The sequence below is a fragment of the Paenibacillus sp. CH40 genome (assembly GCF_024213605.1).
Lineage (GTDB): Bacteria > Bacillota > Bacilli > Paenibacillales > Paenibacillaceae > Paenibacillus > Paenibacillus polymyxa_B.
In genome coordinates this window covers 542,065-556,728 of record NZ_JANAVQ010000001.1, presented here as the reverse complement: position 1 = coordinate 556,728, position 14,664 = coordinate 542,065, and the positions used below count along the sequence as shown (strand labels likewise).

Here is a 14,664-nt window from a genome sequence, read left to right as displayed (position 1 = left end):
CCCATTTCACCATTGGATATTTCTCGTCGCCTTCAGACATCATTTTGTGTTTATGCACTGTCATCCTGATTCTGTAAAATGCTCACCAATATGTGCATCTTGTTTCTGGTTGGTATCAGCACTGCCCCCTTCTTGTGCCGTCACATCCGGGTGGATGATGGCGCGATACTTACCCTCTGCCGACAATGTCCCCCCGTCCAAGCCAATCAACACTCGATGATGTACAAAATGAACCCCATTCATCACCACCTCTACCCGGTCTGGTTTAAGGGCGAGCATAAAGGAATGATTGCGGTTAATTCCACGATAGGGGACGAGGCGAACACGATCCTGCCAGCTAAACGGTTCGTCCCCCAGTTCCATCACCAGTTGGTCAGCATTACCCTCAGAACATTTTCGGAGCCAGGAGGCGGGCAAATGCGATTCCCACAAGGCCGCCTCCATGACCATCACCGGGGTTCGGGTCAAAGGATCATAGAGCTGATTACCTGTATCCAACAAGCCTGTACACTCAATATGATCCTGCCCAATCCATACCTGCACTTGTCCCAAAAACCCACTCATCCTTTCTGTGCGCTGCTTTGAGGACTGCACAATACGAAAGAAAAGCATCACTCCGCCAAATGCGCATAAAATAAACCAGAATGCGATTTTGAGTTCAAAGGACATTCCACCCGAAGCGGTGTACCAGATGCCGTTAAACAATTCCCCCGTATTTTGGAGAAAATAATGCATCCCCAAAATGCCACCTGCAGCTACAAAATTAATCATGTAAAAAGCACCCATTGTACGAAGATACTTTTGCATGCTGCCAAATCCAAAAGCCACCAGCAGCATTATGACCGATAATGCCAGTTTGATCAGGAACGTAAATAAAAAGGACAGTTCCGGCACAAACATCATGACCACATACATTGCGCCGATTCCAGCTGAAGTCATCAACCTCCACCACACTGGACGGATTTTTCTCATCCAAGCGGTGACCATCAGCAACACAGCATCAATGAACAAATTGGCCAAAAAAATCAAGTCGATATAAACAACCAAGGCTTCACCCGCCCAGCGTTTGCAGGATAGGATTAAGTATAGTAGTCATGCTGTTCAAAGTCTGTCTAACGGTGGGGACGGTGACCGACTAATTTTGTCGGAAAGAGGAGAAGCGCCTGAACTGCAGGATACGGAAAACAGAAAGAAGCCCGCATCTCCAGGGAGAATGCGGGCAATCCGAATTGAAACTAGTTATCGTTATTATTATTGCGCGAACGGTTACGTAAGAATGTAGGAATGTCTAATTGGTCACTGCTTTGAGTGTTACCAAATGGACGCAAGTTAGGAGAGCCTTTTTCCGCCGATTCGGAAGTAGCCGGGTTGGCTGCCGGTTTACGTCCCGGTGCCGGTTGACTTGGCTTGCCTTCAAAGCCAGTGGCAATGACGGTAACCTTGATCTCTTCTTTCAACTCTTCGTCAATGATAGCACCGAAAATCATGTTTACTTCCGGATCGGAAGCCGATGTTACAATTTCAGCTGCCTCATTAACCTCATACAAAGACAGGTTGTTGCCGCCAGTGATGTTCATAATCACACCACGAGCACCTTCAATGGATGTCTCCAACAACGGGCTCATGATCGCCTTGCGTGCTGCTTCAGCCGCACGATTTTCACCAGTTGCTTCGCCAATCCCCATCAAAGCGGAGCCACGCTCCGTCATGATCGTCTTAACGTCAGCAAAGTCGAGGTTGATTAGACCCGGTACAGCGATCAAATCTGAAATACCTTGAACCGCCTGACGCAGAACATTGTCTGCTTCACGGAATGCTTCCAACATTGGGGTTTTCTTGTCCACAATTTCAAGCAAACGGTCATTCGGGATTACAATCAAAGTGTCTACTTTTTCTTTTAATCCTTCAATACCAAGTTCAGCTTGATTGGAACGCTTACGCCCTTCAAACGTGAATGGTCGGGTTACCACGCCTACAGTCAGCGCGCCGCATTCCTTGGCAATTTCAGCAATGACAGGAGCCGCTCCGGTTCCAGTACCGCCACCCATTCCCGCCGTTACGAATACCATATCCGCACCTTTGAGCGTATTCATAATGAGCTCACGCGACTCTTCAGCCGCTTTTTTACCCACATCGGGGTTAGCGCCGGCACCCAGACCGCGGGTCAGCTTATCCCCAATTTGAAGCTTATGCTCAGACTTTGCTAAATGAAGTGCCTGGGCATCTGTATTGACTGTAATGAACTCCACACCCTGAACACCATTTTCGATCATTCGGTTAACCGCATTGCTGCCGCCGCCTCCGACGCCGATCACTTTAATTTGAGCCAAGCTCTCCATTTCAAAATCAAATTCCAACATACTATTCCATCTCCCCCTCAATGTGCATGGATGGCCCGTCCATGATTGGCATAATTAGCAATGAACGTTATATAAATTCACTGAACATATTTTTTAAGCGTTCAATCAACCCCTGCTTTTGCTCGCCTTCCGCAGCGGGACTACTGCTTTTGGTTCGGTTAGTCGGCTTCTTGGTACTTCCGCCACTGTTGCTAACGCTAGTCGATCTTCCGCGATAGTAACGAATAGCATTATGCAAGATTCCAACTCCGCTCGTGTAGCCCGGATCCCTTACACCGATAAAATCAGGTACGGCGATCCTTACGGAAGCGGCCAGTTCGCTTTGTGCCACCTGAAGTACACCAGGCATGGAGACGGTGCCTCCGGTAAGTATATAACCTCCCGGAAGCTCTGTGTAACCCAAGCGCTTAACTTCCGCCTGAATGAGTTGAAAAATTTCCTGCACTCTCGGCTCAATAATAGCAGCCAAATCCTGCTGGTTGAATTCCTTATCCACATTACTGCCGATACGCGTCACTTTAAAGACGACATCGGCTGCCGCATCATCATACCATGCGCAGCCGTATTTAAGCTTTACTTTTTCGGCTTGATCGGTAAGGGTTCTCAGTCCGTAGGCAATATCATTGGTTACAAATTCTCCACCAATCGGAAGTGTTGATGTGGCAACAATCGTTCCTTCCTGGAAAATGGCAACATTCGTAGATCCTGCACCAATATCCACCAGCACTGAACCCATCACCTTTTCATCCTTCGAAAGAGACAATTGTCCGGCTCCAAGAGGCAGCAAGACCAGATCTTTAATCCTCAAGCCGGCTTTCTCAACGCAGCGCAACAGATTATGTATCGGGGTCTTGCCTCCAGTAACAATCGTAGCCTCTACTTCGAGACGAACTCCAATCATACCGCGAGGGTCCTGAATGCCTTCAAGGCCATCCACGACATACTGCTTGGCTACCACGTCAATAATTTCTCTCTCCGGTGGTACGGCAATAACCTCAGCTGCCTTCAGTACACGCTCAATGTCCTCCTCACCGATTTCACGGTCCTCGTTGGACACGGCTACTACGCCATGACTATTTTGCAGGCCAATATGATTGCCTGAAATCCCCACATACACTTCTGTTATTTGAATACCAACCATGCGTTCTGCGTGATCCACGGCGTTACGGATTGATTGCACGGTTTGATCAATGTCTACAATTGCACCTTTGCGAATCCCTTCCGAGTCGGCAGATCCAACTCCAATAATATTAAAGGTTCCATTATTCATTTCCCCAATAATAGCCCGAACTTTGGATGTACCGATGTCCAAACTAACAATGATGTCATTGTTGCTCAAGTCTGTGGCACCTCCTGACTCCAAAATGAATTTCGTTCTTTAAACACACTCTGTACATATTCAACAAACTCCATGCTTTCCCTCTTTTTTCTACAAATTTTTTAGAAGCCAATTTATGGTTGCAGTCACATAAAAATTTGAAGAAAAAAGAAGGAGGCAAGTCTATTACCCATAAAATCAATTCTAGCATTTTTTCACATCACTGAGTAGTATCTTTTTCTTGGCCCTCTTCACTCGTATCCGGTTTGAACGGAACGTAGGAATCCGCCTCCAACATGGTGATCAAACCTGGATCTTCTGTTTCTAGCACCTGGTTCAAATAGCTGATTTTAGAATTCAGTAGAGAAACAGTTGTAATAACCTCAAACTGGGAACGTGTGTACATTTTGATGCGATCCGGAAAAGAAGGAATCGGTGCGGGAATGATTTCCGAAATATCGGCTGTCCATTCCCCCGGAATGCGCGATAAAGCATCACACAGCTTCGCTTTGTACGGATCATCAGATTTCCATTTGGTCAAAATAGGCTTCTCAACAGCTATTCCGCTACTTCCCACGCTCACGCTTGTCCCATTCGCTAGAATAGCACGAAGGCTCCCGTCACTTTGCAACTCGTAAGCGACCGTAGCAAACTCTTTAATATGAATAGCAATAATACCCGGAAACTGCTTGTCCACTGTGACTTGCTGTATCGATTGAATTTCTCGCAGTTTCTCAGAGATGTCGGATGAACTGACTCCGAAATACTGATCTCCAACAGCCAGACCGCTTCGATTAAGAAGCTGATCTCGGGTCGAAAATACATTACCATCAAAACGAATTTCAGAAACCCGACTCAACGAAGAACGGAAAAAGAGAACAGCGAGCAGTACGATAAACAACAAAATGAGAAGAATAGCAATCTTCCGGCTTGTTCTTTTTTTCGTTCTGTTCTTTTTAAGAACAGGTATTTGAGCATTTGGCATAGCTTCTCTCCACAAAAGCCTTTTGTCCCCCCGTTAACGGAGGGACATTACAGGCATTAATTTACGAAATCCAGGTGCTCCGGCACCGGAGACTGACGGCTCATTCGGGCACCCAGTCCCTGGAAAAGACGTTCGATCCGGTCATACCCTCTGTCAATATGATGAACCTGCTCGACAATGGTACGTCCTTGAGCCGCTAGACCCGCTATGACCAGCGCAGCCCCTGCCCGCAGATCGGTAGCCTCTACCGTAGCCCCGTACAGACGAGAAACTCCTCTTATAAAAGCAGCATTTGCATCAACCGTAATATCAGCACCCATTACATTTAGTTCATCCACATGTTTGAATCGGCTTTCGAAGACGGTCTCTTTCATGACACTAAATCCGTCCGCCAAAGAAAGCAAAACCATGACCTGAGATTGCAAATCCGTCGGAAAAGACGGGTAAGGGGAGGTAACGATCCTCTCCACTGCTTTGGGACGACTCATACAACTTACGGTCATTATATCATTCAAGATGCCGATTTGAACACCAGCCCGCCTAAGGACGTGAATCAGAGCAGACAAGTGGGATGGATTGCAGTGAGTCAGCGACACACTTCCTCGTGTAGCTGCAGCTGCGATCATAACCGTTCCAGCTACAATGCGGTCAGGAATGACCTCATACGTACACGGATTGAGGCGACTGACCCCCGTGATTGTAATCGTGTCGGTTCCAGCACCGATAATGCGGGCTCCCATGGCATTCAAGAAGTTTTGTAGATCCTGAATCTCCGGTTCCCTCGCTGCATTGGTGATCGTTGTTTGTCCTTCAGCCAACGCAGCGGCCATCATAATATTTTCCGTTGCACCTACACTCGGGAAATCCATGTGAATGTCCGAGCCGATTAGCTTGTGGGCTCGAAACGTAATTTGCTCGTCTTTTTCCTCTATCTCCGCGCCAAGAGCTTTTAAGCCCTCTAGGTGAAGATCAATTTTGCGCTCGCCTATGGCGCAGCCTCCGGGCTGGTAAATGGAAACCTCCCCATATCTGGCGAGCAGCGGTCCCATCAGAAAGATAGATGAGCGCATTTGCTTCATCAAATCTTCCGGAATTTGGAACGTTCGGACGGACGACGTATCCACGTATACCGTTTCCTCTTCATGTCGGCATGTACAGCCGAGTCTTTCAAGGATGTGCAGCATGACCTTAATGTCTAAAAGATGGGGCACATTCCGAATTTCTACCTTACCTTGTGCAAGTAAGCTCGCTGCAAGAATAGGTAGTGCCGCATTTTTTGCCCCATGGATACGTATGGTGCCTGACAGGGGACGGCCTCCCTCAATCACCAATTTGTCCAATGTATCACCTCCGAGTTTACCGCTCACCCACTACGAAAACCTCCGGAACTAGCTTGATGCCGGTTTGAGATGATATTGTACTTTGAATATGCTTCATTAGGGTAAGCACGTCCTCTGCTGTCGCTTGACCGGTATTTACAATGAAATTGGCATGCTGTACAGATACCTCAGCGCCTCCCGCCTTCAAGCCCTTGAGACCTGCGCTCTCAATAAGACGAGCAGCATAGTCACCTGGAGGATTACGGAACACGCTTCCTGCACAAGCTAACTGTAGCGGCTGGGTCAGCCGACGGCGGTCTTTAAAAGCCGCAAGCGCTGATGAAATTTCCTCCCGATCGCCCCGCTTCATCCGAAACACTGCCTCTGTCACCATTCCACGTTGCTCATGCAACACGGAGTGACGATAGCTGAAATGCATATTGTCAGCATCGTACACAGCCAATTCCCCTGTATCCAGCACAATCTCAGCGGACTGGAATATTTGTGACACATCAGACCCATGGGCACCGGCGTTCATGTAGACAGCCCCACCGACTGATCCTGGGATACCACCAGCAAATTCAAGACCGGACAGGCCCTGCTTGCTGGCCATAACGCACAGTTTGACCAGTGAAACGCCTCCTCCAGCAACGATCTGTTCATCCTCAAAATGAACATAATCAAATCCTGGCCCCAGCTTGATCACAAGTCCCCGTATCCCTTTGTCAGAGACGAGCATGTTGGAGCCCCGCCCCAACTGCATCCAGGGAATTCCGTGCTCGCTAGCCAGCTTCAAAACTCTTGCCAGCTGCTCTTTGGTATCCGGGATGACAAGTGCATCCGCAGGGCCTCCAATCTTCCATGTCGTATATTTGGACAGCGGCTCATGCTCCAGCACTTTTCCGATATCATGCTCCGCTAATAATGGCATCCATTGCTGCATTGTACTGAAACCTCCTTGTTGCTTGCCCCACATGGTTATAAGGCTCTCACCTGACAACCGGCAGCCTGAGTGATGGTCACAATCTATAGGGTATCCTATGTAAATACCATCCGGTGTGTGACAACCGCCCAATTCTGCGCTGCAGACTACCTTTTATGGGCAAGACGTTCCATTTCTTTTACTAAAATATCTGCTGAGTCAGGCTTGCCGAGCGCAGACGCCGACTCTGCCATGCGACTTCGCCGTGCCTCATCCTTCATAATTCCCGCTATAGATTGAAACAGGGCCGGGCCACTCAGTTCCTTTTCTACAATCATGACGGATGCGCCTGCCTTTTCAAGTGTACGAGCATTAGCCTCCTGATGGTTATTCGTCACATTAGGTGATGGGATCAGAATGGACGGAATGCCCAAAGATGTGATCTCTGCCAAGAAGGACGCACCTGCGCGATTAACAATTAATGAGGTACAAGCCAGCACCTCTGGCATATTGTGAATATAGGGAAGCACATGTAGATGATTGGGCAATGAGCCGATCTGATTCCGTATGCTATCCAGCGTTTGCTCATAATAAGATTCACCGGTTACATATACAAAATGGACGTCTTTCAGTTGCGAAAGTTGCGGAGCCATTGCAATCATGGCGTCATTAATGGCCTTCGCTCCCCTGCTGCCACCGACCACAAGGACGACCGAACTGTTCATCGGAACCCCAATTGTAGCAAATCCCCGATCCCGGTTAGCCAAACGAACTGTTGTAGCACGCGGGTTCCCAGTGTACAGTACATTTTTAGCTTTGGGGAAAGCTCCTTCTGAGCCTTCAAAGCTAACAGCCACTGTATCCACATAGCGACTCAGAAATGTATTAGTCAACCCTGGAATTGCATTTTGCTCATGAATAATGCTGGGAATTCCCAACTTGGAAGCTGCATAAACGACGGGTCCGCATACATATCCCCCAGTGCCAATAACGACATCTGGCTTAAATTTCTTTAATAATGCTTTGGATCTGCGAACCCCTTTGAAAAAGCGCATGATCGTTTTTATATTTTCCACAGACAAGCTGCGGCGAAATCCTGTGATATCAATAGCCTCAAATGGAATTTTTTCCTGAGGAACCAACTTACTTTCGAGTCCTCGTTGACCGCCAATATATAAAAATTCAGCGTCCGGATCAATCTCTTCGCACTGTCTGGCTACGGCTAGCGCCGGATAAATATGCCCTCCGGTGCCGCCGCCGCTCAACACGACGCGCATAAACGTTCACCTCGCATAACGTGATAAATTTAGTAAAATGCCCAGAGCTGTTAGCATTAAGGTCAGAGAAGAACCTCCATAGCTGATTAAGGGCAGTGTTATTCCTGTCACCGGCATTAAACCGATAACGACACCAATATTAATGACGACCTGTACGGCGACCATTGCGACAATACCTACCGCAAGCAAACTACCATAGGTATCGGGAATGGTTATAGCGACACGCATTCCCCTCCACACGAGAACCAAAAAGAGTCCCAGCACCGTCATTCCACCGATAAAGCCAAGCTCCTCCGCCAAAATGGAAAAAATAAAATCAGTTTGCGGCTCAGGAACGTAGCTATATTTTTGTCGACTCATGCCGAGTCCCAGGCCCGCCAGCCCACCAGGACCAATCGCATATAGCGATTGAATAATTTGATAGCCTGCGCCAAGCGGATCGGACCAAGGGTCCAGAAAAGCGGTGATGCGCTGGAGTCGATAAGGCGCAGCTGCAATCAGTGCAGCAAACCCTGCTGCTCCCGACAGAGCCAGCAGACCGAGATGCTTCATACGCGCGCCTGCCGTAAATACGATGAGCATGGACGCTCCCATCATTACCGTGCCTGTGCCCAAATCGGGCTGGAGCATAATAAGCCCAAAAGCCAGTCCCATGAGTCCAAGCGGGGGCAATAGGCCGCGCGTAAAAGAGCTAATATCATAGTCAGGACGACTGAGCCAACGAGCGAGAAAAAGAATCATACCCAGCTTCATAAACTCGGAAGGCTGAATGCCGAAAGAGCTAATACCGAGCCAGCTTCGTGCCCCGCCTCTTACTACACCAATGCCGGGAATTAATACGGCAACCAGCAGCGCTAGACAGATCAACAACACGACCTTGGCATATTTCTGCCAGATCCGGTAGTCCGTTCTGGCAGTAAAGTACATCGCTACAAGGCCGAGCCCTGCAAACAGCAATTGCCGCTTTACAAAATAGTAGGAGTCCCCGTACTCGTGAAAAGCGAGGACGGCGCCCGCACTGTATACCATAACCATGCCGATGGCTAATAAGCTTACAATACAAACGAAAAGCCATAGATCCGGCGCTGGACGAGATTGCTTCATCAGGAGGCCACCCCTTGCATAAAAGTAGGGGCTTATCCAACCCCCCTACTTACAATTTATGCGCCGCCTCTTTAAAAATACGTCCACGCTCTTCATAGGATCGGAACATATCCCAGCTTGCACAGGCGGGTGAGAGTAATACTACATCTCCCGTCTCAGCAAATTCAGCAGCCTTGTTCACAGCCTCCACGAGCGTAGCGGCGGCATCCTCCCCATTATCGACGACCTTGACATGCTCTATTCCAGCCTGATGGGCCCGCTCAGCCAGCTTATGCCGTGTCTCACCCAAGAGCACAACGGCTTTCACACCTTCCTGCAAGGAAGGTACGAGCTCTGTATAATCAGAGCCGCGATCCAATCCTCCGGCAATGAGTACAATGGGTTGCTTAAAGGAAGATAAGGCCATCATTGTTGCTTTCGAATTGGTTGCTTTGGAATTATTGTAATAAGTTACACCAGCGTGTTCTAAAACATATTCAAGCCGATGTTCGACGCCGCGAAAAATACTTAATGGTTCCGCCAAATTTGCTGGTTCTGCGCCTGCAGCAATGGCGATTGCGCAAGCAGCAAGAGCATTTTCTACGTTAAAACGACCCGGAAGTCCAATCTCAGCTACGCCTATAATGGGATGCAGCACACCATTTCCATCGCGGTATACGATGCTACGTTCAATATCGTCCGTCACATCCGGTATGTATGGCGGGTCAGCGAACAACCCTTCCTGCAAACGTTCTGTCATAGAGAACGGAAGCAGTTTCGCTTTTATATAGGGTACGAGCTCCCGGCAGACGGGGTCATCCCAATTCACCACCGCAGTATCCGTTGCCGTTTGATTGGCAAATAGACGCGCCTTGGATGCAACGTAGTCCTCCATGCCTCCGTGGTAGTCCAAATGGGTCTCAGCTACATTGAGCAGGCAGGCCACAGTGGGCTTGAAATCTTTTGTTCCTTTTAACTGAAAGCTGCTCAGCTCCACAACCATCCACTCGTCCGACTTGGCATCCACAGCCGCCTCACATACGGGCGTACCGATATTACCAGCCACGATTGGATTCATGCCGGATGCTTCCAACAGCTTGCCTACCCAAGTGGTCGTGGTCGTCTTTCCGTTGGAGCCAGTAATTCCGATGATCGGAGCTTTACATAGATGGTAGGCGACCTCAACCTCGGTCACGACCTCAATGCCGAGCTCGACAGCTTTCTGTACAGGAGGGGCCGTATAAGGAATCCCTGGATTTTTGACAACTAGCTTCACTCCAGGATGAATTAGCCCTTCTGGGTGACCCCCACATAAAACGGAAATTCCCAAAGCCTCTAATTCAGAAGCTTCGGGACATTGTTCCCTATCCTTTTTATCATTGACTGTCAGCTTGGCTCCGGCCTGGTGCAGTACCTTGGCAACTTGCACGCCGCTTTTAGCCAGACCGATAATGACGACTTCCTGATCTCTGTATGCGTCTGGATGGTTCATTTGTCTACAACCCCTTGTTGAGATAAAGTCCTAGTCCTGCCAACAGCAGTCCTACAGCCCAGAATGTAATAACTACGCGCCATTCGGACCAGCCGGACAGCTCGAAATGATGATGAATCGGGCTCATTTTGAAAATACGCTTGCCACGTGTTTTAAAGGAAGCTACTTGCAAGACTACGGACAGCATTTCAATTACGAATACACCACCGATAATGAGGAACAAAATTTCGCTTTTCGTAACGATGGCAATGGCACCTATGGCGCCGCCGATTCCCAGCGAGCCTGTATCACCCATAAACACCTTGGCAGGATGAGCATTATATACGAGAAATCCGAGTACAGCGCCAATCATAGCCGCTGCGCATACTGCTGCCGGAAGCGAGGTTGCCTGAATCGCGACAATGGCATAAGCAGCAAAGGCAATGGCACTTGTACCGGACAGCAGCCCGTCCAGCCCATCCGTGAAATTGACAGCATTGCTAATCGCCAGCATCATGATAATGATGAACGGATAATAAAACCAGCCGCCCCAATCAAATGACCATGACGTTCCAGGGATGCCGATCGCAGTACTATGATCATTGCTAAGCAGAAGCCAGCACATGATCGCGCCAAACAATAATTGCCCAAACAGCTTTTGACGCGCCGTCAGACCTAACGAGCGTTTGAATACAATTTTGATATAGTCGTCCAAAAAGCCGATCAGCCCAAAACCGAGCGTAGCAACCAGCAGAACGTAAAAGTCCGTATTTTTGATAGCTGAAAACTTAAGAAAGGTCAGCGTAAAAGCCACCAGAATCACGATACCGCCCATTGTAGGCGTACCTATCTTTTTAAGATGGCTTTGTGGCCCGTCATCCCGGACCTGCTGGCCGAATTTCATTCGCCGCAGCAGCGGAATGAGCAGTGGAGCGGCAATGACCGCCAGTATAAACGATACGACGATCGTCAGCAGTAATAATTGAATATCCATGGGAGTCTCCCTCTCGTCAACATCAGTTCTGTAGCGGACCGTTTTTCAGCGCATCCACAATTTCTTCTAGTCGCATCCCTCTGGATGCCTTAACCAGCACAATATCATTGGCGTGGAGATGAACCTGCAAATGCTGGATCAGCTCTTGCTTATCTGTATAAGCGTGCACGTTAGCAGTTGGCATCAACCCTTGCGCACCCTGCGCAATTGAAGTGCCTAACGTACCGTAGGTAAGCAGTACCTCTACGTCGTGCTTTGCCGCGAAAATTCCAATCTCCTCATGGAATTGCTTTTCCTCAGGTCCCAGCTCCAGCATGTCACCAAGTACGGCGACTTTACGTCCGTCCGTTTTATATGCAGACAACGTCTGAATTGCAGCCTTCATTGAAGCCGGGCTGGCATTATAAGCGTCGTTTAGCACAGTAAGTCCATTAGGACAGTTCACGACCTCAATGCGCATGCCCGTCAGTTTTAAAGACGACAACCCTTTACGTATATGGTCTGCATCGACATTGAAATGACGCGCTACCGCCAGTGCTGCCAACCCATTTACAACATTGTGCTGTCCAAGCAAGGGAAGCCGGAAAGCCTCTTTGCCAGATTGGGCTGTTATGAATAAGCTACCTTCTCGATCCGAAGTGATTTCAGTCGGATAGTCATCGTTGCCTGTAGCTAGCCCGAACGTAAACAATTTTAAACCTTCAGGCTTGACCGTTTCAGACTCCGCCAACACTTGTGAAAGCAGTGGTTCATCCCCGTTGTAGATCAGCAAACCACCAGGCTTAAGGCCACTTGTGATCTCCAACTTTGCACGAGCGATTTCCGCACGAGAACCAAGCTGCAGCAAGTGCGATTCGCCTATGTTCGTTATGATAGCTACATCTGGTTGGGCAATATTAGCCAGCAGACGAATCTCTCCACGTCCACTCATGCCCATCTCCAGAATGAGAATATCTGTATCCTGCGGCATGGACAGTACAGTTAAAGGCAAACCGATATGATTGTTATAATTCCCTTCGGTTTTGTGTACTTTAAAAGTCGTGCCCAGCAGAGCATTTACGATATCTTTCGTTGTCGTCTTGCCATTGCTTCCCGTGATTCCGACGACAGAAACGCCGGTTTCGCGCAAGTATGCAGCTGCTAGATGCTGAAGGGCTTCTAACGTATCCTCTACCTCAATAGCATTCTCGCTCGGAGGTGCTCCATGATCCTTTTGCCATAAAAATGCAGCTGCACTTGCCTCGCTTACGATCTGCTGCACATAATTATGCCCATCAAACCGTTCGCCCACGAGTGGAACAAACAACCCTTGGCTCTGCGGTCTGCGAGAATCTGTAAAAACGCCTTCGACCATCCGTTCGGCGTCCGCTTCTTCGTGAAGTATTCCTCCACACATAGATGCAATCTGACCGATTGTTCTTTTCATCACTTGGATAAACCCCTTATCGCTTCTTTGGCTACGATGCGGTCATCGAATTCATGCACCGTTTTTCCGATCAACTGGTAAGTCTCATGACCTTTTCCCGCAATCAATACTACATCGTCAGGGCTTGCCATTTCAACAGCTTTATGAATTGCAGTTCTGCGATCCACGATCAATTCGTATCGTTCTGCGGGTACACCTTCGTCAATCAGCCCTTGTTCGATGTCTTTCAAAATCACTTTCGGGTCCTCTGTTCGCGGATTATCGGAAGTAATAAACGAATGATCGCTGTAACGCGCAGCAATTTTCCCCATCAACGGACGTTTTGTACGATCCCGGTCACCGCCGCATCCAAATACACACCATACTTTACCGACCGCAAATTCCTTTACGGTGCGAAGGACATTTTCCAATCCGTCCGGTGTATGGGCATAATCTACAATAACAGCAAAGGGCTGACCCGCATCTACAGGCTCTACCCGCCCATCTACGCCTGCGATAGACTCTAGACTGCGCTTGATATCCACTAGCGAGATTCCTTCCAGTAAAGCAGCGGTAATGGCCGCCAGTGCGTTGTACACATTGAACTTGCCCACCATTCGAAGTTCAATATCGGTATCTCCTTTAAAAGTAGACACATGGAAGGAGGTTCCCTTGGAACCTATAGTGATACGAGATGCCTGCACATCAGACTCCTTTTCTACGCCGTATGTAATCACTTGGGCCGCAGTTTGAGCCTGCAAATAGGAAGAAGCCGGATCGTCTGCATTCAGAACAGCATATTTGCTATCTGATGCATCCCGCGAGAAAGCATTTCCCAACCTAGAGAACAAAAGTCCTTTTGCAGCACGGTACTCCTCCATTGTGTTGTGGTAGTCCAGGTGGTCCTGCGTCAGGTTTGTAAATATAGCGGTGCGAAAATCAGTTCCTTTGACGCGGCCCTGCTCCAACGCATGTGAGGATACTTCCATGACACAGCATTGAACCCCCTGCTCTGCCATATTTCCGAGATAACGTTGCAGTTCCACCGCTTCGGGCGTAGTGCCAGACATTGGGTAAGACTGACCTCCGTAACGCATTTGAATCGTACCAATCAGTCCGGTGTTCACCCCGGCATCCTTCATGATCTTTTCAATCAGATAAGTTATCGTTGTTTTACCGTTGGTTCCGGTTATGCCGATCATGCGCATACGTCGGCTCGGTGAATCAAACATATAATCCGCCAAAACCGCCATGGCATGTCGTGCATCCTTAACTACAAGCTGCGGAACAGGTACATCCAGTTCCCGTTCAACGACCAAAGCTGCCGCCCCGGACGCAATTGCCTGCTCAGCATAGTCATGTCCGTCCACTGTAAAACCTGGCAAACATAGAAATAAATCTCCCTGTTGCACTCGACGTGAATCCGCCCCGATTCCTCGGCAATCCACTGTACCGTCACCCACCACACGGGAGACGGCCAGCAGTGAAGCCAATTGTTGAAGCTGCATCTTTCATTCCTCCATTGCTCTC

At 48.7% G+C, this 14,664-nt stretch carries 12 protein-coding genes; all 12 read right to left on the bottom strand.

Annotated features, from left to right (window positions below; genetic code table 11):
- Positions 1-60 precede the first annotated feature (60 nt).
- Positions 61-1,047 carry a sigma-E processing peptidase SpoIIGA gene (gene spoIIGA, locus NLX73_RS02435; RefSeq protein WP_250260938.1) on the bottom strand — a complete coding sequence of 329 codons (987 nt, stop codon included), beginning with the start codon at positions 1,045-1,047 and terminating at the stop codon, positions 61-63.
- 188 nt (positions 1,048-1,235) lie between these two features.
- The gene (ftsZ, locus tag NLX73_RS02430; RefSeq protein ID WP_013311084.1) at positions 1,236-2,360 is read right to left on the bottom strand and encodes a cell division protein FtsZ; all 1,125 of its coding nucleotides are present in this window, start codon (positions 2,358-2,360) and stop codon (positions 1,236-1,238) included.
- A gap of 67 nt (positions 2,361-2,427) precedes the next feature.
- Positions 2,428-3,699, bottom strand: coding sequence for a cell division protein FtsA (gene ftsA, locus NLX73_RS02425; protein WP_013311085.1), 1,272 nt, complete (start codon positions 3,697-3,699; stop codon positions 2,428-2,430).
- Between the two features lie 199 nt (positions 3,700-3,898).
- Positions 3,899-4,663, bottom strand: a complete 765-nt coding sequence (locus NLX73_RS02420; protein WP_061828510.1) for a cell division protein FtsQ/DivIB — start codon at positions 4,661-4,663, stop codon at positions 3,899-3,901.
- Between the two features lie 56 nt (positions 4,664-4,719).
- On the bottom strand, positions 4,720-6,030 hold the full coding sequence (murA, locus tag NLX73_RS02415) for a UDP-N-acetylglucosamine 1-carboxyvinyltransferase (RefSeq protein WP_250260937.1): 1,311 nt from the start codon (positions 6,028-6,030) through the stop codon (positions 4,720-4,722).
- Positions 6,020-6,925, bottom strand: coding sequence for a UDP-N-acetylmuramate dehydrogenase (murB, locus tag NLX73_RS02410; RefSeq protein ID WP_061828511.1), 906 nt, complete (start codon positions 6,923-6,925; stop codon positions 6,020-6,022). The genes murA and murB overlap by 11 nt, the downstream gene beginning before the upstream one ends.
- A gap of 146 nt (positions 6,926-7,071) precedes the next feature.
- Positions 7,072-8,181: an undecaprenyldiphospho-muramoylpentapeptide beta-N-acetylglucosaminyltransferase gene (gene murG, locus NLX73_RS02405; RefSeq protein WP_061828512.1), complete on the bottom strand. Its 1,110-nt coding sequence runs from the start codon at positions 8,179-8,181 to the stop codon at positions 7,072-7,074.
- A gap of 6 nt (positions 8,182-8,187) precedes the next feature.
- Positions 8,188-9,285: a stage V sporulation protein E gene (gene spoVE / locus NLX73_RS02400; protein WP_061828513.1), complete on the bottom strand. Its 1,098-nt coding sequence runs from the start codon at positions 9,283-9,285 to the stop codon at positions 8,188-8,190.
- Positions 9,286-9,334: 49 nt separating this feature from the next.
- Positions 9,335-10,756 carry a UDP-N-acetylmuramoyl-L-alanine--D-glutamate ligase gene (gene murD, locus NLX73_RS02395; protein ID WP_254325279.1) on the bottom strand — a complete coding sequence of 474 codons (1,422 nt, stop codon included), beginning with the start codon at positions 10,754-10,756 and terminating at the stop codon, positions 9,335-9,337.
- Between the two features lie 4 nt (positions 10,757-10,760).
- Positions 10,761-11,729 (bottom strand): phospho-N-acetylmuramoyl-pentapeptide-transferase, encoded by a 969-nt coding sequence (gene mraY / locus NLX73_RS02390; RefSeq protein ID WP_254325278.1) that lies wholly within the window; start codon positions 11,727-11,729, stop codon positions 10,761-10,763.
- Positions 11,730-11,751: 22 nt separating this feature from the next.
- Positions 11,752-13,155, bottom strand: coding sequence for a UDP-N-acetylmuramoyl-tripeptide--D-alanyl-D-alanine ligase (locus NLX73_RS02385; protein WP_254325682.1), 1,404 nt, complete (start codon positions 13,153-13,155; stop codon positions 11,752-11,754).
- Positions 13,155-14,642 (bottom strand): UDP-N-acetylmuramoyl-L-alanyl-D-glutamate--2,6-diaminopimelate ligase, encoded by a 1,488-nt coding sequence (locus NLX73_RS02380; protein WP_069289989.1) that lies wholly within the window; start codon positions 14,640-14,642, stop codon positions 13,155-13,157. Before NLX73_RS02380 ends, NLX73_RS02385 begins: the two co-directional genes overlap by 1 nt.
- Positions 14,643-14,664 lie beyond the last annotated feature (22 nt).